Origin of the sequence: Rhodococcus sp. ARC_M5, assembly GCF_022810405.1 — a bacterium.
In the GTDB taxonomy this organism is placed as follows: domain Bacteria; phylum Actinomycetota; class Actinomycetes; order Mycobacteriales; family Mycobacteriaceae; genus Rhodococcoides; species Rhodococcoides navarretei.
Window position 1 is genome coordinate 1 of sequence record NZ_JALGQE010000017.1, and the last position, 25,358, is coordinate 25,358.

At 65.1% G+C, this 25,358-nt stretch carries 21 protein-coding genes; 7 read left to right on the forward strand and 14 right to left on the reverse strand.

All coding sequences use genetic code 11. The features are described from left to right. Positions 1-136: 136 nt before the first annotated feature. From MTX34_RS20785 to MTX34_RS20795, 3 genes are all read right to left on the reverse strand, one after another. Complete coding sequence (locus MTX34_RS20785; protein ID WP_243596003.1) at positions 137-1,462, reverse strand: PhoH family protein; 1,326 nt, start codon at positions 1,460-1,462, stop codon at positions 137-139. A gap of 438 nt (positions 1,463-1,900) precedes the next feature. Beyond that, positions 1,901-3,184, reverse strand: a complete 1,284-nt coding sequence (glyA, locus tag MTX34_RS20790; RefSeq protein WP_243610660.1) for a serine hydroxymethyltransferase — start codon at positions 3,182-3,184, stop codon at positions 1,901-1,903. Positions 3,185-3,228: 44 nt separating this feature from the next. Beyond that, positions 3,229-4,425, reverse strand: a complete 1,197-nt coding sequence (locus tag MTX34_RS20795; RefSeq protein ID WP_243610661.1) for a DUF885 domain-containing protein — start codon at positions 4,423-4,425, stop codon at positions 3,229-3,231. Positions 4,426-4,548: 123 nt separating this feature from the next. Here MTX34_RS20795 and coaA point away from each other — a divergent pair, with 123 nt between their 5' ends. After that, positions 4,549-5,484, forward strand: a complete 936-nt coding sequence (gene coaA, locus MTX34_RS20800; RefSeq protein WP_243596079.1) for a type I pantothenate kinase — start codon at positions 4,549-4,551, stop codon at positions 5,482-5,484. An 83-nt stretch (positions 5,485-5,567) separates the two neighbouring features. Here the strand turns inward: coaA and MTX34_RS20805 are convergent, their stop codons facing one another. Continuing rightward, a complete protein-coding gene (locus MTX34_RS20805) occupies positions 5,568-6,350 on the reverse strand; it encodes an isoprenyl transferase (protein WP_243610708.1) in 783 nt (260 codons plus the stop codon). Between the two features lie 132 nt (positions 6,351-6,482). Here MTX34_RS20805 and MTX34_RS20810 point away from each other — a divergent pair, with 132 nt between their 5' ends. Continuing rightward, positions 6,483-7,148 carry a hemolysin III family protein gene (locus MTX34_RS20810; protein ID WP_243610662.1) on the forward strand — a complete coding sequence of 222 codons (666 nt, stop codon included), beginning with the start codon at positions 6,483-6,485 and terminating at the stop codon, positions 7,146-7,148. 52 nt (positions 7,149-7,200) lie between these two features. Here the strand turns inward: MTX34_RS20810 and MTX34_RS20815 are convergent, their stop codons facing one another. From MTX34_RS20815 to mca, 3 genes are read right to left on the reverse strand one after another with little or no spacing between them, the layout of a single operon-like run. Then, the gene (locus tag MTX34_RS20815; RefSeq protein ID WP_243610663.1) at positions 7,201-9,210 is read right to left on the reverse strand and encodes a thioredoxin domain-containing protein; all 2,010 of its coding nucleotides are present in this window, start codon (positions 9,208-9,210) and stop codon (positions 7,201-7,203) included. Then, positions 9,210-9,482 carry a hypothetical protein gene (locus MTX34_RS20820; protein WP_243596008.1) on the reverse strand — a complete coding sequence of 91 codons (273 nt, stop codon included), beginning with the start codon at positions 9,480-9,482 and terminating at the stop codon, positions 9,210-9,212. The genes MTX34_RS20815 and MTX34_RS20820 overlap by 1 nt, the downstream gene beginning before the upstream one ends. Continuing rightward, a complete protein-coding gene (mca, locus tag MTX34_RS20825) occupies positions 9,479-10,354 on the reverse strand; it encodes a mycothiol conjugate amidase Mca (RefSeq protein ID WP_243610664.1) in 876 nt (291 codons plus the stop codon). The genes MTX34_RS20820 and mca overlap by 4 nt, the downstream gene beginning before the upstream one ends. Before the next feature lie 104 nt (positions 10,355-10,458). On the opposite strand from mca, the gene MTX34_RS20830 reads away from it, so the two are divergent. Further along, complete coding sequence (locus MTX34_RS20830; RefSeq protein WP_243610665.1) at positions 10,459-10,899, forward strand: DUF4307 domain-containing protein; 441 nt, start codon at positions 10,459-10,461, stop codon at positions 10,897-10,899. Positions 10,900-11,124: 225 nt separating this feature from the next. Beyond that, positions 11,125-11,619 (forward strand): transcription elongation factor GreA, encoded by a 495-nt coding sequence (greA, locus tag MTX34_RS20835; RefSeq protein ID WP_032394210.1) that lies wholly within the window; start codon positions 11,125-11,127, stop codon positions 11,617-11,619. Positions 11,620-11,691: 72 nt separating this feature from the next. Here greA and MTX34_RS20840 read toward each other — a convergent pair whose 3' ends face one another. The 4 genes from MTX34_RS20840 to ilvA all read right to left on the reverse strand — a co-directional run bounded on the left by MTX34_RS20840 (position 11,692) and on the right by ilvA (position 17,891). Next, positions 11,692-12,486, reverse strand: a complete 795-nt coding sequence (locus MTX34_RS20840; protein WP_121873348.1) for an ABC transporter permease — start codon at positions 12,484-12,486, stop codon at positions 11,692-11,694. Beyond that, positions 12,483-13,451, reverse strand: a complete 969-nt coding sequence (locus tag MTX34_RS20845) for an ATP-binding cassette domain-containing protein (protein ID WP_243610666.1) — start codon at positions 13,449-13,451, stop codon at positions 12,483-12,485. Before MTX34_RS20845 ends, MTX34_RS20840 begins: the two co-directional genes overlap by 4 nt. Before the next feature lie 55 nt (positions 13,452-13,506). Next, complete coding sequence (locus MTX34_RS20850) at positions 13,507-16,653, reverse strand: arabinosyltransferase domain-containing protein (protein WP_243610667.1); 3,147 nt, start codon at positions 16,651-16,653, stop codon at positions 13,507-13,509. Positions 16,654-16,727: 74 nt separating this feature from the next. Further along, on the reverse strand, positions 16,728-17,891 hold the full coding sequence (ilvA, locus tag MTX34_RS20855) for a threonine ammonia-lyase (protein ID WP_279393560.1): 1,164 nt from the start codon (positions 17,889-17,891) through the stop codon (positions 16,728-16,730). 185 nt (positions 17,892-18,076) lie between these two features. Between ilvA and MTX34_RS20860 the strand changes: the two genes are divergently transcribed. From MTX34_RS20860 to MTX34_RS20870, 3 genes are read left to right on the forward strand one after another with little or no spacing between them, the layout of a single operon-like run. Continuing rightward, a complete protein-coding gene (locus MTX34_RS20860; protein ID WP_243610710.1) occupies positions 18,077-19,015 on the forward strand; it encodes a DUF6286 domain-containing Asp23/Gls24 family envelope stress response protein in 939 nt (312 codons plus the stop codon). Beyond that, positions 19,015-19,566, forward strand: coding sequence for an alkaline shock response membrane anchor protein AmaP (locus tag MTX34_RS20865; protein WP_243610668.1), 552 nt, complete (start codon positions 19,015-19,017; stop codon positions 19,564-19,566). The genes MTX34_RS20860 and MTX34_RS20865 overlap by 1 nt, the downstream gene beginning before the upstream one ends. Before the next feature lie 24 nt (positions 19,567-19,590). Next, positions 19,591-19,965, forward strand: a complete 375-nt coding sequence (locus tag MTX34_RS20870; protein ID WP_243610669.1) for a hypothetical protein — start codon at positions 19,591-19,593, stop codon at positions 19,963-19,965. A 65-nt stretch (positions 19,966-20,030) separates the two neighbouring features. On the opposite strand, the gene MTX34_RS20875 is transcribed toward MTX34_RS20870, so the two are convergent. The 3 genes from MTX34_RS20875 to tuf form a co-directional block, all read right to left on the reverse strand. Beyond that, positions 20,031-22,556 (reverse strand): polynucleotide kinase-phosphatase, encoded by a 2,526-nt coding sequence (locus MTX34_RS20875; protein ID WP_243610670.1) that lies wholly within the window; start codon positions 22,554-22,556, stop codon positions 20,031-20,033. Continuing rightward, complete coding sequence (locus MTX34_RS20880; protein ID WP_243610671.1) at positions 22,553-23,848, reverse strand: 3' terminal RNA ribose 2'-O-methyltransferase Hen1; 1,296 nt, start codon at positions 23,846-23,848, stop codon at positions 22,553-22,555. Before MTX34_RS20880 ends, MTX34_RS20875 begins: the two co-directional genes overlap by 4 nt. Before the next feature lie 289 nt (positions 23,849-24,137). Next, positions 24,138-25,328 (reverse strand): elongation factor Tu, encoded by a 1,191-nt coding sequence (gene tuf, locus MTX34_RS20885; RefSeq protein ID WP_068052772.1) that lies wholly within the window; start codon positions 25,326-25,328, stop codon positions 24,138-24,140. Positions 25,329-25,358: the final 30 nt, after the last annotated feature.

The following is a 25,358-nucleotide window of genomic DNA, read 5'->3' on the forward strand; positions in this document are numbered from 1 at the left end:
GGTCGCCGCGCTACTGAACAACCGCCCCAGAAAAACCCTGGGATGGGATACTCCCCTCGAGGAGTACAACAAACGACTGCTCGTTGCGACGACCACGTGAACCCGTCACGAAGTTCCGCTCACATGCGCGCAGCGCCTATGCGCCCGAAGGCCCGAACTCTTCGAGCATTTCCGTCACCAGTGCCGCGATCGGTGAACGCTCGCTGCGGGTGAGGGTGATGTGCGCGAAAAGTGGGTGGCCCTTGAGCTTTTCGATCACTGCAGCAACGCCGTCGTGTCGTCCGACTCGCAGGTTGTCACGCTGCGCCACGTCGTGGGTGAGTACGACGCGTGAGCCCGAACCCAGCCGGGACAGAACCGTCAGCAGGACGTTGCGCTCGAGTGACTGTGCCTCGTCGACGATGACGAAGGAATCGTGCAGCGAGCGACCGCGAATGTGCGTCAGCGGCAACACTTCCAGCATTCCGCGGGCGATGACCTCCTCCATCACCTCCGGGCTCGCGAGCCCTTCGAGGGTGTCGAAGACCGCCTGACCCCACGGACCCATCTTCTCGCTCTCGCTACCGGGGAGATAGCCGAGCTCCTGGCCGCCGACGGCGTAAAGAGGCCGGAAGACAACGACTTTCCGATGTGAGCGACGTTCGAGGACGGCCTCCAGCCCGGCAGTCAGCGCCAGAGCGGACTTGCCTGTACCGGCTTTTCCACCGAGCGAGACGATGCCGATGCTCTCGTCGAGCAAAAGATCCAGCGCCACTCGCTGTTCTGCCGATCGACCGTGCAGGCCGAATGCCTCACGCTCACCGCGCACGAGCTGAATCTGCTTGTCGGGCGTGACGCGACCCAGCGCACTCTGCCGTCCGGCAAGCAGTCGAACTCCGGTGTGGCACGGCAGGTCTCGCGCCTCGGCCAGGTCGATGACACCGTCGTTGAACAGTGTGTCCACGGCGTCGGGCTGCACGTCGAGCTCGGTCATGCCCGTCCACCCGGACGGGACGACGTCGTGTGCGTGGTACTCGTCGGCGGGAAGCCCGACAGCACCGGCCTTGACGCGCAGCGGGATGTCCTTGCTGACCAACACCACATCTTTGCCCTCGGCCGCCAGATTCAGGGCGCACGCGAGGATTCTGGAGTCGTTGGAGTCGGTCCGGAATCCGACGGGAAGAACCGAGGGATCGGTGTGGTTGAGCTCGACTTGCAGTGTGCCACCGGACGTTCCGATGGGAACCGGCTGGTCGAGTCGACCGAACTCGACGCGAAGGTCGTCGAGCATGCGCAAGGATTCCCGCGCGAACCATCCCAATTCGTGATGGTGGCGTTTGCCCTCCAACTCGCTGATCACGATCAACGGAAGTACCACATTGTGCTCGGCGAACCGAATAACTGCCCAGGGATCCGAGAGCAGGACCGAGGTATCGAGCACGAATGTCCGAAGAGGGGCGGAAACGGAGCGTGAAGTGGTCACGTGGGGCTCCTACGTCTGCGCGGTACCGCGCAAACTCTGTCGCTCGGCCGGTCGGGTCCGATGTGTCAGGTGACACGAGGACCGGGTACCGGCCCTCTCGCGCTCACTAGCTCAGTCACGTATCAGAACCTCCCGCACAGGTAGCTTCCCCGCTGCCTGTTACTGCCGACGGTACCGCCGAAATCGCGTGGGGGCTCGCTGGAAGTCTGGCGTGTCGGTGAACAACGCGTTACGTCGACATCGCCCCAGGTCGGCAGCCAACCGGTGCCGAACGCGCCCTCCCCGGACGCGTCAATGGACCACTGCATACGTCTGAGCGCTGCAACGGTCCATTGACGCAGACCAGCGTGCTGGGTGAATGGACCACTACATACGTCTGAGCGCTGCAGTGGTCCCTTGACGCGAACCGGGGCGGGTGAGGGTGGGCGAGAGCCAGGGTCAGCCCAGCAATCCCCAGTCTTCGAGGCCCTCGTACAGCGGCGTGCTCTGTGCCAGTTTCACGACGCGATCCTTCAGGGAATCGCTGGCCTCGCCGGTGGCCAGGGCCGTACCGATGATGTCGGCGACCTCGGTGAACTCGGCCTCGCCGAATCCGCGGGTGGCCAGTGCACCGGTGCCGATGCGCAGGCCGGAGGTGACCATCGGCGGGCGCGGGTCGAAGGGCACTGCGTTGCGGTTGACGGTGATGCCGACCTCGTGCAGGAGGTCCTCGGCCTGCTGCCCGTTCATCTCCGAGTTGCGCAGGTCGACGAGAGCGAGGTGCACGTCGGTGCCGCCGGTGAGGACCGAGACGCCCTTGTCGGCGACGTCGGATGCGGTGAGGCGCTCGGCGAGCAGCGAGGCACCGAGGAGGGTGCGCTCCTGACGTTCCTTGAACTCGGGCGTCGCGGCGATCTTGAAGGCGACGGCCTTGGCTGCGATGGCGTGCATCAACGGCCCGCCCTGCTGGCCGGGGAACACTGCCGAGTTGAGCTTCTTGGCCCATTCCTTCTTGGCCAGGATGATGCCGGAGCGGGGTCCGCCGAGGGTCTTGTGCACGGTGGAGGAGACGACGTCTGCGTACGGCACGGGCGAGGGGTGCACGCCTGCGGCGACGAGTCCGGCGAAGTGCGCCATGTCGACCCACAGCAGGGCGCCCACTTCGTCGGCGATAGAGCGGAACGCAGCGAAGTCCTGGTGGCGCGGGTAGGCCGACCATCCGGCGATGAGCACCTGCGGCTTGGCGGCGATGGCCTGCTTGCGCACCTCGTCCATGTCGATGCGGTGGTCTTCTTTGCTGACGCCGTAGGACTCGACCTCGTAGAGCTTGCCCGAGAAGTTGAGCTTCATGCCGTGGGTGAGGTGGCCGCCGTGTGCCAGGTCGAGGCCCATGATCTTGTCGCCCGGGTTGATCAGCGCCATCAGCACGGCCGCGTTGGCCTGTGCGCCTGCGTGCGGTTGCACGTTGGCGAACTCGGCACCGAAGAGTTTGTTGGCGCGGTTGCGCGCGAGATCCTCGACGATGTCGACGTGTTCGCAACCGCCGTAGTAGCGGCGGCCGGGGTAGCCCTCGGCGTACTTGTTGGTCAGGACGCTGCCCTGGGCCTGTAGCACCGCGCGGGGGACGAAGTTCTCCGACGCGATCATCTCGAGAGTGTCGCGCTGACGTCCCAGTTCACCGGCCATCGCCTCGGCGACCTCGGGATCGAGTTCGGCCAGTGACAGGTTGTTGACGTCAGTCATAACAGGAGTCTCCAAGGGACAGCAGAGTAAGGGGCTATGCCAGTTTACGAGACGCGCAGTGCACCGGGTGTCAGTGGCTCGTCGAGCAGCCTGCCGAACAGTTGCGCGCGCGCACTGGCCGTCTCACCACGGTCGAGCCAGCCGGCGAGCAGCTTGTAGCCCTCGACGTAGGTGCTGATGTAGGCGCGCCAGAGCGGGGAGGACAGAAACCGCAGGCTGTGCCGGGCCCGCTGGGGTGATGCCAGTGACCATCTCTCGAGGTACGCAGCCACGTCGTCCTCGCTCTTGTGCTGATCGTGCAGCAGCAGCGCGGCATCCTGCCGAACCCCCAACAGCTGGCTCGACGCGGCCGCGAGACGCTCGGCCTTCTCGCCGTCGAATCGCAGCCCCAGATCGGCGTAGATCTCCTGCGCCCACAGTCCCCAGCCTTCGCCGACGACGGCTCCGAGCGCGTGATCGGCCAGCCCCTCGGCCATCAGACACTGCGGGGTGTTGACCAGGAACAGCGTCTGCTCGAGTTGGCCTGCGCCGACCAACCCGGTCTCCTTGCGGCAGTGCTCGGTGTGGTGTCCGGGATAGGACTCGTGCGCGATCAGGTGGGGCAGGTTGGCCATCTGCTGTTCGATGTCGGAGTTGATCGCGACGGTGGACTGGAAGTTGCCGAGGTAGTAGTTGAAGCCGGACCACGGCTTGTCGCCGACTACCTCATACGTCACCTTCTCGTTCTCGGGCAACGAGTATTCGGCGCGGACGCGGTCGCGCAATGCGGACGAGAACGCCTCGACGCAGTCCTGCAGTCGGTCGGCCGGAATCACGTCGGCGCGGCGATGCGCGATCAACCGTTCACCGAGCGAACCGGGACCGGCGAGGACCTCGTCCATCTTGCGATGAGCCTGCAGGTACTGGTCCTGATCGCCCGGAGCGATGCGGACGTCGAAGTAGGAGTACACCTCGTCGACGAAGCCGATGTCCTCGCCTGCGAACTTGCGCGCCGAGCATTCGAGAGCGCGCAGGTGAACATCGAGGAACGTCGTGCGCTCGGGTGTCAGGTCGACGTTGCCGAGCTCGGCGCGCAGTGTCTGTGCTCGACGGATCAGCTCACGCGGCTCGGGCGCGGGGGCGTTCTCGGTGGTGCGACGCAACTCGGGATCGCCGGTGTACGCGTCGACGAATCCGTCTTCGAGCCGGTCGAAACTCAGGCCCAGCAGCAGGTATTCACGAACGAGGGAAGCAGCATCCATATCCGAACCCTAGTACGGCGAACGACCCCGCCCGTGCGTGACGGACCGGCACCGAGCACAATCGGGAACCATGCGACTCGCGCTCGACAGGAGCTCAGCCGATTCCTCTGCAGCTCCGACCAGTTGGAGCCGTGCGTGAGCGAGTCCAGTCCGTACGTCGAGTTCGACCGTGTGCAGTGGCGCACGCTGCGCCAATCGACGCCCCTGGTGCTGACCGAGGAAGAACTCGTCGGCCTGCGCGGTCTCGGTGAACAAATCGATCTGGACGAGGTGGCCGAGGTCTACCTGCCGCTCGCACGATTGATCCACCTCCAGGTCGCCGCCCGGCAACGACTGTTCGCCGCGACCGCGACGTTCCTCGGCGAGAAGCATCCCGACCGTCAGGTCCCGTTCGTCATCGGTGTCGCGGGGAGCGTCGCCGTCGGAAAGTCGACGACGGCCCGTGTGCTGCAGGCACTCCTGGCTCGGTGGGACCATCATCCGCGGGTCGATCTGGTCACCACCGACGGATTCCTGTATCCGACGGCCGAGCTCATGCGTCGAGGCATCCTGCATCGCAAGGGATTTCCCGAGAGTTACGACAGGCGCAAGCTGCTCAGATTCGTCACCGAGGTCAAGTCCGGGGCCGAAGAGGTGGGCGCTCCCGTCTACTCGCACGTCTCGTACGACATCGTCAAGGGTCAGTATCACATGGTCCGGCAGCCCGACATCCTGATCGTGGAGGGGCTCAACGTATTACAGACCGGACCGCGGTTGATGGTCTCGGATCTGTTCGACTTCTCGATCTACGTCGACGCTCGGATCGAGGACATCGAGAGTTGGTACGTCAAACGCTTCCTGGCGCTACGCAAGACGTCGTTCACCGATCCGTCCTCGCACTTCCATCACTACGCCGGCCTATCCGACGATCACGCGCAGATCGCGGCCGAGGATCTGTGGCATTCGATCAACCTGCCCAACCTCGTGGAGAACATCCTGCCGACGCGACCGCGGGCGACGATGGTGCTGCGCAAGGACACCGACCACGCGATCAACCGGCTGCGGCTTCGAAAGTTGTAGATCCAGGTCGTGAGCGGAAATTCGTAGCAGGCTACGAGCTGGAGTGCAGCCTGCGGAATGACCAGACAGTCCAGCCGTGCACGTCAGATGCCGAAGCGTCGGTGTCTGGCGGCGAAGTCGCGCAGTGCGCGCAAGAAGTCGACGCGACGGAATTCGGGCCAGTAGGCCTCGGTGAACCAGATTTCCGAGTACGCGCTCTGCCACAGCAGGAAGCCGGAGAGTCGCTGCTCGCCCGAGGTGCGGATGACGAGATCCGGATCGGGTTGGCCGGAGGTGTAGAGGTGGCTGCCGATTTCGTCGACGTTGATGGAGGCCACCAGCTCCTCGCCGCTGACGCCCTCGGCGATCTTCTCGCTCACCAGTGACTGCACGGCGTCGGCGATTTCCTGCCGACCGCCGTATCCGACGGCGACGTTGACGTGCGTTCCCGACCGACCCTCGGTGAGCGCAGCTGCTTCCTTGAGTCGCCGCGAGGTCGACGCGGGCAGCAGATCGAGGGTGCCGACGAGTTTGACGCCCCAGTTCATCTCGGGCCCGCAGATCTCCTCTACGACGTCGGTGATGATGTCGAGCAACGAATCCAATTCGTCGGCGTCGCGGCGGAGATTCTCGGTGGAGAGCAGGTAGATGGTGGCCATCTCGATCCCGGCGGCGTCGCACCAGCCGAGCATCTCGGCGATCTTCAGGGCCCCCATGCGGTGCCCGTGCGCGACGTCGGTGAACCCGTTCTCCCGCGCCCAGCGGCGATTGCCGTCGCACATCACTGCTACGTGACGCGGGTGCTGAACTCCTTCGAGCTGGCTCAGCAGACGCCGCTCGTACACGTTGTAGAGAACGCCGCGGACCTTCTGCGGAATGATCACCACTGCTTCGTCACCGCTGCTCTCATCACCACGAAGGATCACCTTACGCCGACGTCTGCGAGCCGGTCGCCGGTACAGTAGCGTCGGAACCTACGGTTGCGTAGGTTCAGCGGACGGCACGGGAGGCAATCTTTCATGACGATGTTCGGACTGGACGAGATACCGGTCAAACCTCGCATGCGCGGCTGGATTCACCTGTACGCGTTCGGCGTGGCAGTGGTGTGCGCGATCACTCTCGTCACGCTCGCGTTCAGCATGGTCTCGGTCAGTGCGGGTGTGGCCGTGAGCGTGTATTCCATCACCGTCTGCGGCGTGTTCGGGGTCAGTGCCACCTATCACCGTGTGCACTGGAAGACCACGGCGTCGCAGATCTGGATGAAACGCGCCGATCATTCGATGATCTTCCTGTTCATCGCTGGTAGCTACACCCCGTTCGCCGTGCTGGGTCTGCCCGCCTCGACCGGACGCACGCTCCTGATCGTCGTATGGGTCGGAGCCCTGGCCGGGGTGGCTCTGAAGATGTTGTGGCCCACCGCTCCCCGATGGGTCGGGGTACCGCTGTACCTGATTCTGGGCTGGGCCATCGTCCCGGTGGCTCCGACGCTCATCGAGCAGGTCGGGTACGCACCGTTTCTCCTGCTGCTCGTGGGTGGGATCTTCTACAGCGTCGGGGCGGTGCTGTATGCCACCAAGTGGCCCAACCCGTGGCCGACGACATTCGGCCATCACGAGTTCTTCCACGCGGCAACGGTCTTGGCGGCGATCTGCCATCTGGTCGCCGTGTGGCTCGTGCTGTTCTAGGCACCCATCAGCTGGTTCTGTACGCCTCGTCTCGGTACATCGACGAGCGCGGTCATCTCTGCAGCGCGAACGACACATCCTCGGCTGAGGTCACGGGACGGTCGCACACGAAGCCCCGACACACGTACGCCGTTTCCAGGCCGTCGACGGGCGGACGATCCATCAACAACACGGACGAGTTCGTCACCCCGGCGACCACCACGGAACCACCCGGAACCGATGCCCGGACGGCGGAAAGCAGGTCCCCGCCCGGTGCCGTGGACACCGCAACCTGAATCGGACCGCGAACGGATGCTTCGGCGACGGCCAGCCAGTGTCCGCCGGACCTGGGCGCGCGTTCGAGAATCGACGCCGATCGTGCCAGCGACGCACCCGCCAGCTCGCCGTAGCGCGCCGAGGACGTGTGATCGACCAACGCAGCTGCAGTGAGCAGCGCCTCGGCCATCGTGGAAGCACCCGACGGCGTGGCCCCGTCGATCGGGTCACGCGGCCTGGTCACGAGGGTCTCGGCGTCGTCGGCGGTGTCGAACCACCCGCCGGCATCGTCGGGGTCCGCGAAGTGCTCGATCGCAGCATCGATGACCGACGTCATGCGCTCGATCCACACTGCGTCTCCGGTGGCCTGGAACAGCGCTGCCGCGGCGACCGCGAGACACGCGTAGTCCTCGAGCACGCCGGTGGCCTCGCCGACTGCGCTGCCGAGTGAAGCCCGACGAATCCGACCCGCCTCGACGTGACGGGCGAAGAGTTGCTCGCCGCATTCGACCGCCGCGTCGACCCACCTCGGGTGCCCCAGCCCGGTGCCTGCCTCGACCAGTGCAGTGATCGCCAAGCCGTTCCACGCGGTGACCACCTTGTCGTCCCGGCCCGGTTGCGGCCGCGTTGCGCGGGCGGCCGACAGCGTGCTGCGCACCCGGGCGAACCGGTCGTAGTCCTCGGGTTCGGCAGGCAGCTGCAGAACCGACATGCCGGCCTCGAACGTGCCTGCGGAATTCACCGCGAACAAGCCGGCGGCCCAGACGCCGTCCTCGAAGCCGAGGGTCTCGATCAGCTGCGCCGGAGTCCACGCGTAGGTCAGACCCTCGATACCTTCGGTGTCGGCATCGAGTGCCGATGCGAAACAGCCGTCGGCCGTGCGTAGTTCGCGGAGCATGAACTCCGCAGTGTCCGACGCCACCCGCCGGGCGAGCGGATCGTCGTCGACCCGAGCTGCGTGGGCGTAGAACCGCAGCAGCAAAGCGTTGTCGTAGAGCATCTTCTCGAAATGCGGGACGACCCATTCCGCGTCGACGGAGTAGCGCGCGAATCCACCGCCGAGCTGGTCGTAGATGCCCCCGCGCGCCATGGCCGACGCGGTGCGACGAACGACGCCGAGTACCTCGTCGTCGCCGGTGCGCTCGTAGTGCCGGAGCAGACCCTCGAGCAACGCGCCGGGTGGGAACTTCGGTGCCCGGCCGAAGCCGCCGTAGGTGGTGTCCTCGTCGGCGCAGATCGCAGAGACCGAGGCCGCCAATGCGTCGGCGTCGATCGGTCGTCCGCCGGCGGGCACGCCTGTGCTGTGCTTGCGCAGTTCGGTCACGATGTCGGCGGAGGCGTCGAACACCTCCTGTCGCCGCGTCGCCCAGGTGTCGGCGATCGCGGTGAGCAACTGCTGAAACGACGGCATTCCCTGCCGCGGGGCAGGCGGACAGTACGTACCGCAGTAGAACGGTTCGGTGTCGGGGGTGAGGAAGCACGTCATCGGCCACCCACCCTGACCGGTCATCGCGACGGTGGCGTTCATGTACACCGAGTCGAGGTCCGGTCTTTCCTCACGATCGACCTTGATGCACACGAAGTGCTCGTTCATCAGCGCCGCGGTTGCCTCGTCCTCGAACGATTCGTGTGCCATGACGTGGCACCAATGACACGCCGAGTATCCGATCGACAGCAGAATCGGAACATCGCGATCGCGGGCGGACTGCAGAGCCTGCGGGCCCCACTGCTGCCAGTGCACCGGGTTGTCCGCGTGCTGCCGCAGATACGGGCTGGTGGACTCACCCAGGGCATTGGCGTCGAGCATCAGGTCTCGTCGGGGACGGCGGGTTTGGGTCGATTCCGTTCCGATGGGGCCGCATCCGCTATACCGCCACGATCGGTGCCCTCGTCGAGAGCCTGATCCAGCGTCGGATCCTCCTGCTCGAACGTGGCAGGCAGACGCTTGATCTTCTTGTTCATCGACCAGATCAACAGTGCCGTTCCGACCAGCAGTGCCACCAGTATCACCAGACCGATCGGCGAGGACTTGCCGAACTCGGGGCCGGTGGGCTGCTGGGCGAGGATCGAAACGATCATTTGTCGGTCTCTTCTATTCCGGCGAACAGGTCCGTCTCGGGCAGCGACGTCGTGACCCGAGTGCGTGCCAGTTCGAACTCCTCGGTGGGCCACAACTTGCGCTGCACGTCCAGCGGCACGGCGAAGAAGGATCCGTTGGGATCGATCTGCGTTGCATGCGCCCGCAGGGCATCGTCGCGCTGATCGAAGTGATCACCGACGGTGACCTGCGTCGTGATACGACCCATGATCTCGTCGCGCTGACCGTCCCACCGCTTCAGCCAGTCGACGAACGGGCTTTCTTCACCGCGGTCGATGAACCAATCGTGGAAGAGCTGCATGCGCTTACGGATGAACCCGTGCGAGTAGTAGAGCTTGAGCGGAGTCCAGGGCGCACCCGCATCGGGGAAACGCTCGGCGTCTCCTGCTGCTTCCCACGCCGCCATCGAGACCTCGTGGCACCGAATGTGGTCGGGGTGGGGGTAACCGCCGCGCTCGTCGTAGGTGGTGATGACGTGGGGCTTGAACTCGCGAACGACCTTCACCAGGGCCTCGGTCGAGACCTCCAACGGAACCAAGGCGAAGCAGCCGTCGGGTAGCGGTGGCATCGGGTCGCCCTCGGGCAATCCGGAGTCCTCGAAGCCGAGCCAGGTCTGCTGCACGCCGAGGATGCGGGCAGCCTCGGCCATTTCCTCGCGTCGAACATCCCGGATGCGCTCGTGCACGCCGGGAATGTCCATCGCCGGATTGAGGATGTCTCCCCGCTCGCCACCGGTGAGGGTCACGACCAGAACATCGTGTCCTTCGGCCGCGTAGCGAGCCGTTGTCGCAGCGCCTTTGCTGGATTCGTCGTCGGGATGGGCATGTACTGCCATGAGCCGCAGTCCGGACACGTTCTTCCTCACCTCGGATTCGCCTGATTCTTGCCTGCCCCTATAGTTCCACCTGACGCCGACAGGCCCCCAGCGGCACCCCCGAATCGATCCCGAGAGCGGCCATGACCAACGCACTTCCCGCAGGTAGATACCCGTCGGGTTCCGGCCCCAGCGGTATTCGGCAGGCCCCGAAACGTGCGACGAAGATCGCATTGGTGGCCTTGGTCCTGCTGGTCGGGGTGGGCGTGGCCTACTACGCGTACAGCAAGTTCTCGGTCAAACCGATCGAGGGCAGTCAACTTTCGTTCGACATCGTCGACGACTCCACGATGTCGATCCGTTTCAGCGTCACCCGACAGGACCCCGAACAACCGGCCGTGTGCATCGTCCGTGTTCGCTCACGCGACGGCTCCGAGACCGGCAGGCGTGAGCTGTACATCCCACCGGAGCCCAGGTCCACCACCGTGGAGCTGACCACCGAGGTGACGACGTCGGCTGCCCCTGCCGTCGGCGACGTCTACGGCTGCAGCCTCGATGTTCCCGAATATTTACGAGCCCGATAGGCGAACTGCCTGTTCGTGGTAAGGTCAGGTCATACACGGCCACCGCAGTAGGTGCCGTGTATTGCTGCATTGCGGGCAGGGTTCACCTGCGAACGATGACGACGGCTCCAGGATGTGGGCCGACCAAGGGGATCCAACCATTGGAGTCCCCTGTTCGTTGCGTGCCCTACCTGCTCAGAGACCGGAATCCGAACTCGAGATTCCGACTACGAGGGAGTGATCGAGATGACCGAGACCCAGGTGACCTGGCTTACCCAGGAATCACACGACAGGCTCAAGAGCGAACTCGACCAGCTCATTTCCAATCGCCCCGTCATCGCCGCCGAGATCAACGAGCGTCGCGAAGAGGGCGATCTGAAGGAGAACGGCGGCTACCACGCGGCGCGCGAGGAGCAGGGCCAGCAGGAAGCACGTATCCGCCAGCTGCAGGAGCTGCTCAACAATGCGAAGGTCGGCGAGGCACCCACTCAGTCCGGCGTCGCCCTGCCCGGGTCCGTCGTCAAGGTCTACTACGACGGCGACGAGTCCGACACCGAGACGTTCCTGATCGCCACCCGCGAAGAGGGTGCCCGCGACAACAAGCTCGAGGTGTACTCCCCCGCGTCACCGCTGGGCGGATCGCTCATCGACGCCAAGGTCGGCGACACCCGCGAGTACACGCTGCCCAACGGCAAGACCATGAAGGTCACGCTCGTCAGTGCGGAGCCGTACCACACGTAAGCCTTCGCACAGAGGACGCAAAAGCACCCCCGGCCGCCGAGCGACCGGGGGTGCTCTTCTGTCCGAATGCTGTCAGGCGGTCATCGTCTTCTGGTACTTGCGTACCGAGAGCGGCACGAACACCACGAGCATCAACACGACCCAGATCAGCGTGTAGAGCACAGGGTTCTGCAGTGGCCACACCTCCGGCGGCGGTGCCATCGGGTTGGTGTTGCCGAACTGCTCGCGCACCGCCAACGTCACCGACGAGATCGGGTTCCATTCCGCGATGGTCTTGAGCACGCTCGGAAAATTGTCGATCGGGACGAAGGTGTTGGCGATGAACGTCAACGGGAAGATCACGATGAACGACGCGTTGTTGAAGATCTCCGGGGAACGCACCGTGAGTCCCACCAGCGCCATCACCCACGAGATCGAGTACGCGAACAGCAGGAGCAACACGTAGCCGAGCAATGCGTCGAAGAACGAGGACGTGATGCGCCAGCCCACGATGAGTCCGGTGATCGACATGATCGTGATGGTGACGAGGTTGTTGCCCACATCGGCCGCGGTGCGCCCGATGACGACGGCCGACCGCGCCATCGGCAGCGACCGGAACCGGTCCATGACGCCCTTCTGCAGATCCTCGGCCAGTGACGACCCGGTGAGGGAGGCCCCGAAGATCATCGTCTGCACGAAGATGCCGCCCATCAGGAAGCTCTTGTAGTCGATGCCGGGTACGTCGATGGCACTGCCGAAGACGTAGGCGAAGAGCAGCACGAACATGATCGGTGACAGCATCGCGAAGAACAGCAGATCGGGAACTCGCTTGAGCTTGATCAGGTTTCGCTTGGTGATGATCGCGGAGTCCAGGAAAACGTTGCTCATTTCTCTTCCTCCGCCGTCTCGGGCTCGCCGGTGGTCTGACCGGTCAAGCTCAGGAACACATCGTCGAGGTTGGGCCGTCGCAGTCCGACGTCGACCACGCCGATGCCCGCCGCGTCGAGTTGAGCCAGGGCAGTGGACAGGTCTTTCGAGCCTCCGTTGACCGGCATGACGATCCGGCCCACCTGTTCGTCGAAAGTGGGTGGCTCGACGCCGATCGGGGCCAGGATCTGCATCGCTCGATCTACCTGAGATCGATCGGTGAGCACGAATTCGACTCGCTCACCGCCGGTTTGAGCCTTGAGCTCGTCCGCCGTACCGCGGGCGATGATCTTGCCCTTGTTGAGCACGATGATCGAATCGGCCAACCGGTCGGCCTCCTCGAGGTACTGGGTGGTCAACAGGATGGTCGTGCCGTCGCGCACGAGGTCTGCGATGAACTCCCACATGGTGATTCGACTGCGCGGATCGAGTCCCGTGGTGGGTTCGTCCAGGAACACCACCCGCGGCCGACCGATCAGGCTGGCCGCGATGTCGAGTCGCCGACGCATACCGCCCGAGTACTGCTTGGCCGTGCGATCGCGTGCGTATTCCAGATCGAATCGCTCGAGCAGTTCCCCTGCTCGCTTCTTGGCCTCCGCTTTGCGCAGTCCGAACAGCCTGCCGACCATCTCGAGATTCTCGTATCCGGTCAGATACTCGTCCACGGCCGCGAACTGGCCGGTCAGTCCGATCGTGCTGCGCACCTCGTTGGCCTGAGTCGCGACGTCGAGCCCGAAGATTTTGGCCGAGCCCGATGTCGCCTGCAACAGGGTGGCGAGAATCCGGACTGCTGTGGTCTTTCCTGCACCGTTGGGGCCGAGCACACCCAACACCGTGCCCTCGGGAACGGTGAAATCGATCCCGTCGAGCGCGACGTTCTTTCCGTACCGAAGTACGAGATCCTCTACTTCTATAGCGTTCGCCATTGCCCTGTCCCCGTTTCTCTCCTGGTCGGTGTAAGGACTTCCGAACGCGTAGAGATTAACCGGTCTTGATCGGACCGGGCGTCCACAGACCCGAACGCTGGATCTCTTCCGCTGTGATCTGTGCCGCTTGCGCCGACTCGTCGTACGGGCTGTACTGCTCGATCGACCCCCAGTCGCGGTCCCAGTCGCCGGACAGATACGACGGGATGGTGCGGGCTGAGGCCACGATGTCGATCCACCCGAGTGGACCACCGCCGAAATGGTCCTGCCACGCGTTGGTGATGACGGCACCGCTGCGATCCGGCAACACCCGATACTGCGGAACTTCGGCGACCCCGAGGCGGTGCTCGAACGGACGCTGGCACGGGAAATTGAAACCGACCTCCCAGTCCAGCAGCACCGGAGCGTCACGGCCGACGACTTCGTTCAACGTCTGGGTGCGCGGAACCCGCGGCGGGGTGACCGCCAACCACTGGTCGGGATCACGATGGTCGTCGGTGAGCACGAGCCGAACAGTGTTGATGCCGGACGGAATCCGATCCATGGGCACGCGCAGGTTGCGCCACGACGGCGTCGGGCCGATATCGATGGGTGTCACGCGACCCTGCGCCCGGCCGTCGACTCCGTACTCGAGTTCGAGGCTCTGCCCGTAGGTGACGATACCGTCGGAGTCGACCGAGCGGATGCGTCCGGCGGCGGCGATGGAGATCAGGTCGCCCGGATCGGACGGCAGCGCGTACCAGCCGGTCGTCAGCGTGGCGGGGGTGTCGGATCCGAACGAGCCGAGCACCGGAACGGCTGCGGGATCGAGGCCGTACGGCAGTGCGCTGCCGCCGGTTCCGGCTCCGGTGGTCGACGTCGGCTGCTGTTGTTCGTCGGTATCGACGGTGTTCGAGGTGCCCGACGCCGAGGACTCCTTGTCCGCGGTGAGGTCGCCCGCCACGCCATCGGGGGTGAACCCGTCGTTGTCGGCACCCAGGGCGGCGAAGGCGTCCCCGCTGACCGGTTGCAGCACATCGGCATTGGGGTTCGTCTCGAGCAACACGTCGTTCGCCAGACCGCACGTGTTGCCGGCCAGCGCCGACAGGTTCGATTTGGCGACCGAGTACGACGGCCATTGCGCCACAGCACCCTTGGCCATCGACGCGACGGCCACCAGCACCATCAGAGCGGCCGCGACAGCGACAGGCGGTACCGACCACCAGCGCGCCAAGGGCTTGTCGGTGCGCACGTACGGCGCGCGCAGATGGAACCAGACGGCTGCGAGCAACAGCAGCAGGGTCAGGCCGAGGAACATGGTCGAGATACCGAGACCGGCAACGAGGATCGGCTTGTCCCAGAACGGAACTCCCCACGCCGAGACGTACCAGTATCCGTTGGTCCCGGTGAACGCGACGGCCATCAGGAACGACACGGCGGCGGCGAACAACAGTCGATTGCGCCGTGATCGCAGCACTGCCGCGCCGGTCGCCACGGCTGCCAGTACCGCCACCGATGCCGCGAGGCCGGCGAATACGCCGAAATGATGTGTCCACTTGGTCGGGGTGATCATCATCAAGGCCATCGCCCCGACGGTGATGCCGACGATGCGCCGTCCCGGACCCGTTGCGGTGCCGGGAATCTTGCCGCCCTTGCGCAGCATGGCGACGACCACCGCGATCAGCGAGACGATCATCACGAACACTCCGAAGCGGCGCGCGAGCGAGCCGTCGATGTCCATGTTCATCAGCCACTGGTAGCGCAGATACTCGTCGAACCAGGCCTGGCTCGGCCCGACCGCGGTGTGCACCCGCTGCATCTCGAGCATGCCGGCCACGGTCTGGTTGCCGAACGCGAACACCAGCACCACCGTGCCCGACGCCACCAACGGGGCGAGCAGCGTCGCCGCGCCCAGTGTTGTACTGCCGAACTCGCGAGCGCGGGCGACGACGATCTGCAGCACCGGCCTGGCTCCAGCTATGAGCGGAGCGAAGCAGATGAAACCGGAGGGTCCGTGGGTGACCGTCAACGCCGCGATGAGAATCGCCGCGGCCGCAGGCAGCAACCTGCGCGTTGCGATGGATCGCTCCACCGAGCACCACGTCAGCAACACTCCGAGGGCCACGAACGGTTCCGGGCGCAGGCCGTTGTTGTACGGCAGCCAGAACGCGAGCAGCACCAGCCCGCCCGTCCACAGCGCGGTTTTCGAAGCGCGAGCGGCGGCACCGAACCGAGGTATCACCTCGCGACTGATGACGAGCCACGCGACGACCGCGCAGATCAGCGTCGGTAGGCGCATCCAGACACTGGCCGTCGAGACGTGCGCCATGAGTCCGAACATGTCGTAGAGCGGTGTGCCGAACGGTGTCTCGGGCACACCGAAATAGCGGAAGTAGTTGGCCATGTACCCGGCGCTGTCCGCCGTGCGCGCCATGCCCAATTGGTAACCGTCGTCGGAGGTGTTCGCGCCGATGAGATGCCACACCAGCAGCGTCCCGATCACCACGGCATCGGCAGCGCCGAAGGTCCACCATCGACGCGGGAGGAAGCGTCGGGCACGTCGGCCGTCGGACAGGTCGAGGCGGTGCAGTGCCACCAGAGAGATGCCCGTGGCGAGTACGCCGACGATCATCGCGAACCACTTCAGCGCGCTCGGGGTCGACGAGAACCTACTGTCCAGCTCGGCCTGCAGCTGCAGACCGGGAATGTTGCCCTGAAGATCGCTGAACACTCCGACCAGCTGTGGCCGAAGGTCCCCCTCGCGCGTCACGGTGTCTTCACCGGCCAGTCCGACAGTGGTCGTGGTGCCGTTCGAGGTGATCGTCAACGAGCAATCACCCGCAGTCGATGGGCTCAGTTCCGTGACCGGCTTCTCGAGGAGAACCGAATCACGCAGCGTCACCTTCAACTGCGACGCCTCTGCGCCCGTCACTCCACTGCCCGTCACTTCTGCGACCAGGCCGTATCGATAGGCGTCGGGCGATCCTTCGGGCGAGGTCGACAGCAGCAGCCCGCCGTCGGGGAGCCTGTTCGCGGCGACACACGGGACCGTCGCGTCGACGCTGATCGGGGTGTAGCCGACGAGTGGAGCCTCGACATTGCCGATCGTGTCCGACTGTGGCCACGTCAGGGAGGACTGCTGCTGCTCGATCGGCAACAGCGGTATCGCGATCGTCAGCAGAATTCCCAGGACAGCGGAGACGATCGCGACGAGCCGAGCCATGCAAATATCTCCCACCGATGTCCTGGTTCAAGTCGCTGCTCAAAGTACCAGTGCCACCTGTGCGGCCCGGGAGATCAGTTCTCCACGTGCACCGCATACCCGGCCGCACCCAAGGCATCGAGTACCGAACCGCGATGGTCGGGTCCGCGAGTCTCGACGGTCAACATCACGTCGACCTCCTCGAGGCCCAGGCGTCCGCCGGTACGGGAGTGGACGACGTCGACCACACTGGCCCCGGCGTCGCGAACCACACCGAGCACGCCGGTGAGTCCGCCCGGCTTGTCCGAAATCGTCACGCGTACAGCAAGATAGCGTCCACCGGCACGGAGACCGTGGGTGATGACGTGCGTGAGCAGTAGTGGGTCGATGTTCCCGCCGGAGAGAACGGCACACACCGAGCCGGTCAATCCGAGCTCCTCGGCCGAGTGCATCATCAGCGCCGCCACGGCAGCGGCACCCGCTGGTTCGACGATGAGTTTGGCGCGCTCGATGCACAGCACCAGAGCCCTCGACAGCGCGTCTTCACTGACGGTGACGACGTCGTCGACCCAGCCCTGCACGTGATCGAACGGCACCGATCCGGGCAGACCGACCGCGATGCCGTCGGCCATCGTCGACATCGATGTCAACGCGATCGGATGCCCCGCCTTCAGCGACGCCGGCCACGCGGCGGCGCCCTCGGCCTGGACGCCGACGACCCTGATATCGGGCTTGGTCAGCTTGACCGCCGCGGCGACACCGGCCAACAGTCCCCCGCCGCCGGTGGGAATCACGATGGTGCCGACGTCCGGCATCTGCTGAAGCAGCTCGGTCCCGAGTGTCGCCTGCCCCGCGACGATGTCGAGGTGGTCGAACGGATGGATGAGGGTGGCACCGGTGCGTTCGGCGAATTCTCTGGCCGACTTCAGCGCCTCGTCGACGGTGTTGCCCACCAGATGGACCGTCGCTCCGTATGCCTTGGTGGCCACCAGCTTCGGCAGCGACGCCCCTACCGGCATGAACACCGTGGAGGCGATCCCCACCTGCGACGCCGCCCAGGCGACACCTTGAGCATGATTGCCTGCGCTGGCCGCGACGACCCCGCGTGCGCGCTGCTCGGCGTCGAGCCTGGCGATGCGGTTGTACGCTCCGCGGGGCTTGAACGATCCGGTGCGCTGCAGGTTCTCGCACTTGAGACGCACCTCGTGGCCGGTGAGGTCCGACAGAATTCGCGAGGCTACCACCGGCGTCCGGCGCATGACCGGCTCCAGCAGCTCCTCGGCCGAGGAGATATCCGACGCGGTCACCCGCACAATTTCCGACACGGTCGCAGTATGCCAGGAACAATTACTCTCGCGACGTCATCCACCACCGGTCGTCACTACAGTTGTGGAGCGCGTGCCGCACCACAGCGAGCCGCGACAGGTGCAAAGGATTCTCGGTGATGACGCATGCTGGATCCGACGAGGTCAGCGACGATCTCGAGATGCGTGGCAGCCTCGAGATCAAGAATCGGGCGATCTCCCGAACTGCCATCACGGCGGCCTTGAAGGACCCCCGGGTCACCCGAACCACCGGCGGAATGTCGCGGCTGACCGGTCGAGAACTCCCCCGCGCCGACGTCACCCTGGGCGAGGACACGATCGCCGTCAACCTCTACATCGGCGTGACATGGCCGTCGCAGATCACCGAGGTCACCGAGGCGGTGCACGCGGAGGTCGAAGACGCGCTGGCGACGATGACGGGTCTGCACGTGCATCGGGTGAACGTGCTGGTATCCGACACCACCCTCGCCAGCGGTCCAGCACCTGTGTCGAATCCCGATGCTTCGCAGACTGTTTCCCCCCGACCTCCCACCGCAAGCCCGGCCGCGATGCCGGTGGCCCTGCTGTTCGGGTTCGTTCTCCTGGGCGTGGCCTTCGTCGCCGGCCGGGAGTTCCTGATCGCGCAAGGAACCATCGGCGGCAGTCCGTGGATCGCCGACGCGATCGGCTGGGTCGCCGGATTGCACTGGCAGGGTTGGATGATCGCCGCCGCGATCGGCAGCGCCGTCGTCGGATTGCTCCTCGTGCTCATCGGCGTCAAGCCGCGAACGAAGACACATTCCGGTCTCGGTGGGTCGGCGTCGACCGTCTGGGCCACGCCCACCGACATCGCTCGATTGTGCAGTGCTGCAGCACAGTCCACCCGCGGGGTCGTGGACGCGCACACCGTCGTCACGCGCAGGAAGATCGACGTGCGGGTGGAGCGCGATCCTGGTTTCGAGGTCGACGGCATCGACTCTGCGGTCCGCGAAGCGCTCGCTCCGGTGCTGTCGGTTGCCGCGGATGGGCGGCGATCGACGGTGAAACACACGTCTGCGCCGCCGACGAGGGTCACGTGATGAAGACGTTCGTCGCCGGGGTGGACCGGCTTCTCGCCGTTGTCGCCGGGCTTGTGCTCCTCGCCGGTGGTGGCTTCGCTCTTGCCTGGCACCACGACGCCCCATGGGCGCGAGAGATGCTCTCTCGCTTCGATCGTGTGCGGATCGCCGAACTGCCCGAACAGGGCTGGTGGGTGCCGACGTTGGCAGTGGTCGGGTGCAGCGCGGTGGTCATGGCACTACTCCTGTTGATCGGCAACATCTCGCCGCGCACGACCGGAACGGCAAGTGTCATCGAGGAGCCGCATTTCTCGGCGCATGTGGACCTGAGCTCCATCGCATCGGGCGTGGCGGCGGAGTTGGCCGAGTTCCCTGGTGTTCGACGCGCCCGCGGTACTGCGATCGACGATCGAGGAATGCCGACCGTCGCCGTGTCGGTCTATGCTGCAGCCGATTTCGACGTCGTCGCCTTCACCGCCCAGGCCGAATCACGAGCCGCTTTCGTAGCCGAATCACTCGCCGGTTCGCACGTCGCTACCCGTATTCAGCTGCACGTCGACAAGCGGCGGTAACAGTCCGGGCGGTACGGTAGGGCCATGGTTGCATCGACGCGCAGTAGGTTCGAGCGATGGTCCGGTGGGATGCCTCTCGCGGTCCCGGTGGCATTCGGAGTGGTGCTGGTGATTGCCATCGTCTCGTCCGAGCTCGGTGGCAGCTCGCTCTTCTTCTTCGCTCCTCTGGCTTTCGTCACCTCGGGAACGGTGTTGTGGCTCAAAGCCCGACGTGACACGACACGAGACCACCTCGCTCACGCCGCAGTCGGATCCGCACTGCTGGTGGGCTGCGGCGGCGTCGTCGCCGTGTGTGGTCTCGCGGGCGGCCTGATGCTGGACTCGCCGGTGTTCTGGGCATCGATCGCGGTGGCTGCGGCAATCGCGGCTCCGATCAGCGCCGGCATCAGTCCGTTCTAGTGCCTGCGGCAGTGGTGTGCTCATGTGCCACCCGGGGCACATGATCACACCACTGCCCACGGCACCTACAGTCGCGGGTCCACCGGCTCGGATTCCAGTGCCAGGACGGCGAACACGGCCTGGTGGATCGAAAAGAGCGGCGCACCGCGCACCGAACGATCCAGCGCTTCCATTCCCAGTGCGTACTCGCGTAGGGCCATCGACTGCTTGTGTCCCACGTTTCGATTACGCAGTGCAGTCAGTCGATCCGGATCGGTGTAGTCGGCACCGTAGATCAGCCGCAGGTACTCCCGGCCGCGAACTTTCATGCCGGGCTGCATCTTCCCGCGTGGAGCGTTCGCCGCAGGCTTGACCACCATGCCCTCACCGCCCTGTGCCGTCAACTCCTCCCACCACTTCTCCCCTGCAGCAACCGAATCCGCGGACGACAGATCGACCTCGATTCGACGGGTGGTGGCGAACACCTCGGGAGCAGCTGCCACCAGCCGGTCGGCGACGTCGAGGTGCCACGTGTGCGGTCGATCCGCATACGTCTCGACATTCGACGCCAGCACCTGGAACGGCGCGATCCGAACTCCGTCGAGCCCGTCCGTCGGCCAGACGTACCGCCGATACGCGGCGGTGAACTCACCCAGGTTGCCCTGCCGAACGGTGTTCCGTTCCTGCAACTCCTGCACATTCAGACCGCGCGATCCGGCCGATGCCAACACCGCCGCCTCGGCCTCGATGTTCGCCCGAGACACCGCAGCGACCGCGGCGTACTCGGTCTTGATCAGGCCCTCCGCCTTGGCAGACCACGGCATCAGTTCGCAGTCGAGAATCAGCCAGCTCGAGGCCAATTCGTCCCACACACCGGCCTTCTCGATCGCGTCGGACACCCCGGAGATCAGCTCGCCGGTGAGCGACTCGTCGAACACCGGACGACCCGTCCGCGTGTACGCGGTGCCGAGCACTCCCTCCGGCGCATCGAACTTCTTCCGAGCGGTAGCTGCATCTCGACACACCACCACGACCACCCGCGAGCCCATGTGCTTCTCCTCGCAGATCACCGTCGACGCACCGACCGCCCGATACCCGTCGAACGCCTCTGTCGGATACTCGAGATAGCCCTCCCGGTCCGAGGTTCGGCTCGGTGCCATGGTCGGCGGAAGATAGTGCAACCACTGCGGAGCCAATGCGAACCGACTCATCACTTCCAAAGCGCCCGCGGCATTCTCGGACCGTATCGACACGCGACCACGCAGCGACGTCTCGACGCCCGTCGGCCCGATCACATCGGACAGATCGAGAGACGCGGCATCACGGGTGAACGCGCCCATCGGACGCGCCGGCTCGTACCAGACCTTCTCGGCCGGAACCGGGACGATCTCACGCTCCGGATAGCGCAATGCCGTGAGCTTCCCACCGAAGACACACCCCGTGTCGAGACACGCAGTGTTGTTCTCCCACTGCACTTCCGGCACCGGCGTGTGCCCGTAGAGCACCGTCGCCGAACCGCGATAGTCCTGCGCCCACGGGTACCGCACCGGCAGCCCGAATTCGTCGGTCTCACCCGTGGTGTCACCGTACAGGGCAAAGCTTCGAACCCTGCCCGACGCCCTGTTGTGGTACTTCTCGATCAGACCGGCGTGCGCAACGACGAGCTTTCCGCCGTCGAGCACGAGGTGCGCGACGAGTCCGTCGCAGAATTCGAGGACCTCCCTGCGGAAGTCTGGAGATTCGGCGTCGAGCTGCTCGAGAGTCTCGGCAAGGCCGTGCGAGGTAGTCACCTTCCGCCCCCGCAGCGCCTTGACGAGCTTGTTCTCGTGGTTGCCCGGCACTGCCAATGCCGCGCCTGCACCGACCATCCCCATCACCAGCCGCAGCACGCCGACCGACTCCGGCCCGCGATCGACGTAGTCGCCGACGAACACCGCGGTACGACCGGGCGGTGGCGTCGCGCCGACCGCACGGCCGACCTCGTCGCGCTCGATCGTGTAACCCAGTGCTTCGAGCAGGCTTTGGAGTTCGTTGAGGCAGCCGTGGATGTCCCCGATGACGTCGAACGGCCCCGTCAGCCCACGGCGATCGCTGCGCAGCGGCGTCCGAACGAACTGCGCCGACGCCACCGCCTCGACACCGTCGAGTACATGGACCGAGCGAAATCCTTCCTTGGACAGACCACGCATCGAACGCTGCATCTGAGACTGCTGGCGGCGCAGTACGTCTCGGCCGAACGCTCTGTCGGTCCGTTCTGCGTTGCGCTGTGCGCACACCGATTCCGGCACATCGAGTACGACGGCGACCGGGAGCACATCGTGTTCACGAGCCAGCGCGATCAGCGCCTTGCGCGCCGCCGGTTGCACATTGGTGGCGTCGACGACGGTGAGCAGACCGGCCCGCAGCCTGGTCGCGACGAGGAACTCCAGCAGCGCGAACGCGTCCTTGGTTGCGCTCTGCAGATTGGGGTCGTTGCTCACCATCCCTCGGCAGGCATCGCTGGACACGGTCTCGTACGGGCCGAAGTGCTGCGCCGCGAACGACGACTTGCCGGACCCACTGATACCGATCAGGACGACGAGGGACAGATCCGGAATGTCGAACGTACTCACTGGGACTGCTCCTCTCGGGTGAAGACGGCCATCTGGGTCGGGGTTCCGTGCACGTCGTCGACCGGGCCGATGCGGTCGAAACGAACCGAGTAGGCGTGACCGTCGGCCACCGATGATGCCCACTGCTCGAATTCGGCGCGGGTGAACTCGAATCGGTGATCGACGTGACGGAAGGTTCCTGGTTCGAGGCCGGGATACAGCACGTTGTACTCGGAGTTGGGTGTGGTGACGAGAACCGTTCGCGGACGCGCCTCGCCGAAGACCGAGCGCACCAATGCCGGCAGTCGATCGAGGTCGACGTGCTCGATCACCTCCATGAGCACCATCGCATCGAATCCCTGCAACCGAACGTCGCGGTAGGTGGCCGAGGACTGGACCAGTTCGATCCGAGTTCTCTGCCGATCGGACAGGTCGTCCAGACGCAACCGGCGGTGTGCCTTCACGAGTGCACGATCACTCACATCGGCGCCGAGAATACGGTCGAAAGAGTTGTCCGCGAGCAACTCTCGCAGTAGACGACCCTCACCGCAGCCCAGGTCGATCACCGACTTCGCGCCGACGCCTGTCAGCGCCGCCAGTACGGCGCGTACCCGCTGCTCGGCCAACGTCGGATCCCGCGGGGCAACGTCGTCCTGCGGGGCGTCGGGCACGAGTCGGTCCAGCGCCGACGCCACGAGTTCGCGACGGTGCGCCAGGTAGCGGGATGCGATGAGCGCTGACTCCGGGTGATCTCCCAGCCAATCCCCTGCTGCGCGAACCAGTTTGTCGGCCTCGTCCTCGCCCACCCAATAGTGCTTGGCGTCGTCGAGAACCGGGAGAAGAACGTACAGGTGCCGCAGCGCAGCCGACAGCGTGAACGTGCCGGTGAGAACGAGATCGACGTATTCGGAGTCGCCCCATTCCGGCTGCGTCGGATCGAGGGCAATGGGTGTCGCGTCTACCGTCCATCCGAGGGGACCGAAGAGCCGATCCGCGAGATCGGTTCCGCCCCGCGACGGCGCGGCAGGCATCGACATGGTCAGATCGAGTGCTGCAGAGGCCAATTCAGGCTTTCCGGTGCACACACCGGCCAGCGTTTGCTTGAACAGTCGCGACAGCGCTACCGCCAATGCGGACGCGGCGTCGGCATCGGCGAGAACAGCGACGGTGGTGCACTCAGCCGAGACCTCGGGATACAGCACCGTGGTGGCACCCATCGGCAGGTTCCAGCTCTGCACACGATCGGGGTGCTTGTGCAACAGATACCCGATGTCCGAGGCGTCCGGGAAATCGGTTGTGGCATTTGCAGTCACGGTCAGTAGCACCGCAGCGACGTTACGGGACAGCCGAGCCCGATGCGTCCCATTTTTTGGGGTGCCCGCGCTCAAATCGGCCGCGTGAATGGACCACTGCATACGTCTGGGCGGTGCAAGGGTCCATTCACCCACCTGTGGGTGGCCATCTCCGGACCGCGTGAATGGACCGTTGCATACGTCTGAGCGGTGCAAGGGTCCATTGACGCGGGCGGCGGAGCCGACCGCACGCAAAAGCGGCACCCACCCGAAGGTGAGTGCCGCTTTCGTAGAGCAGGGTGAAACTAGATCACTTGACGATCTTCGTGACGCGACCGGCTCCGACGGTACGACCGCCCTCACGGATGGCGAAACGGAGGCCGACATCCATGGCGACCGGCTGGATCAGCGTGACGGACATCTCGGTGTTGTCACCGGGCATGACCATCTCGGTGCCCTCGGGAAGGGTCACAACGCCCGTAACGTCCGTGGTACGGAAGTAGAACTGCGGGCGGTAGTTGTTGAAGAACGGCGTGTGGCGGCCGCCCTCGTCCTTGGACAGGATGTATGCGTTGCCCTCGAACTCCGTGTGGGGAGTCGTGGTGCCCGGCTTGATGATGACCTGTCCACGCTCGACGTCTTCGCGCTTGATGCCACGAACGAGGAGGCCGACGTTGTCGCCTGCCTGACCCGAGTCGAGCAGCTTGCGGAACATTTCGATTCCGGTGACGGTGGTCTTGGTCGAGCCGGGGCGGATGCCGACGATCTCGACCTCTTCGTTGACGTTGACCGAGCCGCGCTCGATACGTCCGGTGACCACGGTGCCACGGCCGGTGATGGTGAAGACGTCCTCGACGGGCATGAGGAACGGCTTGTCGGTCTCACGGACGGGGTCCGGAACCGAATCGTCGACGGCCTGCATGAGCTCCATGACCGACTCGCCCCACTTCTCGTCACCCTCGAGTGCCTTGAGTGCGGAGACCTTGATGACCGGTGCGTCCTCGTCGAACTCCTGCGATGCGAGGAGCTCGCGGACCTCCATCTCGACGAGCTCGATGATCTCGTCGTCGTCGACCATGTCGGCCTTGTTCAGTGCGACCAGGATGTACGGAACACCGACCTGGCGGGCGAGCAGCACGTGCTCGCGGGTCTGCGGCATCGGGCCGTCGGTTGCTGCCACGACCAGGATTGCGCCGTCCATCTGAGCCGCGCCGGTGATCATGTTCTTGATGTAGTCGGCGTGACCCGGTGCATCGACGTGCGCGTAGTGGCGCTTCTCGGTCTGGTACTCGACGTGGGAGATGTTGATCGTGATACCACGAGCCTTCTCCTCCGGAGCCTTGTCGATCTGATCGAAAGCCGAGGCCTCGTTCAGGTCCGGGAACTTGTCGTGCAGAACCTTGGTGATTGCAGCCGTCAGCGTCGTCTTACCGTGGTCAACGTGACCGATGGTGCCGATGTTGACGTGCGGCTTCGTCCGATCGAACTTCGCCTTCGCCACTGTGTGTCCTCCTGGACTGATCTGTGCGAG

Coding starts and splice junctions, on each gene's coding strand:
- glyA (WP_243610660.1), bottom strand. CDS start 3,184: ATGACTGACGTCAACAACCTGTCACTGGCCGAACTCGATCCCGAGGTC.
- MTX34_RS20795 (WP_243610661.1), bottom strand. CDS start 4,425: ATGGATGCTGCTTCCCTCGTTCGTGAATACCTGCTGCTGGGCCTGAGT.
- MTX34_RS20810 (WP_243610662.1), top strand. CDS start 6,483: ATGACGATGTTCGGACTGGACGAGATACCGGTCAAACCTCGCATGCGC.
- MTX34_RS20815 (WP_243610663.1), bottom strand. CDS start 9,210: ATGCTCGACGCCAATGCCCTGGGTGAGTCCACCAGCCCGTATCTGCGG.
- MTX34_RS20820 (WP_243596008.1), bottom strand. CDS start 9,482: ATGATCGTTTCGATCCTCGCCCAGCAGCCCACCGGCCCCGAGTTCGGC.
- MTX34_RS20830 (WP_243610665.1), top strand. CDS start 10,459: ATGACCAACGCACTTCCCGCAGGTAGATACCCGTCGGGTTCCGGCCCC.
- greA (WP_032394210.1), top strand. CDS start 11,125: ATGACCGAGACCCAGGTGACCTGGCTTACCCAGGAATCACACGACAGG.
- MTX34_RS20840 (WP_121873348.1), bottom strand. CDS start 12,486: ATGAGCAACGTTTTCCTGGACTCCGCGATCATCACCAAGCGAAACCTG.
- MTX34_RS20845 (WP_243610666.1), bottom strand. CDS start 13,451: ATGGCGAACGCTATAGAAGTAGAGGATCTCGTACTTCGGTACGGAAAG.
- MTX34_RS20850 (WP_243610667.1), bottom strand. CDS start 16,653: ATGGCTCGGCTCGTCGCGATCGTCTCCGCTGTCCTGGGAATTCTGCTG.
- ilvA (WP_279393560.1), bottom strand. CDS start 17,891: ATGCGCCGGACGCCGGTGGTAGCCTCGCGAATTCTGTCGGACCTCACC.
- MTX34_RS20860 (WP_243610710.1), top strand. CDS start 18,077: ATGACGCATGCTGGATCCGACGAGGTCAGCGACGATCTCGAGATGCGT.
- MTX34_RS20865 (WP_243610668.1), top strand. CDS start 19,015: ATGAAGACGTTCGTCGCCGGGGTGGACCGGCTTCTCGCCGTTGTCGCC.
- MTX34_RS20870 (WP_243610669.1), top strand. CDS start 19,591: ATGGTTGCATCGACGCGCAGTAGGTTCGAGCGATGGTCCGGTGGGATG.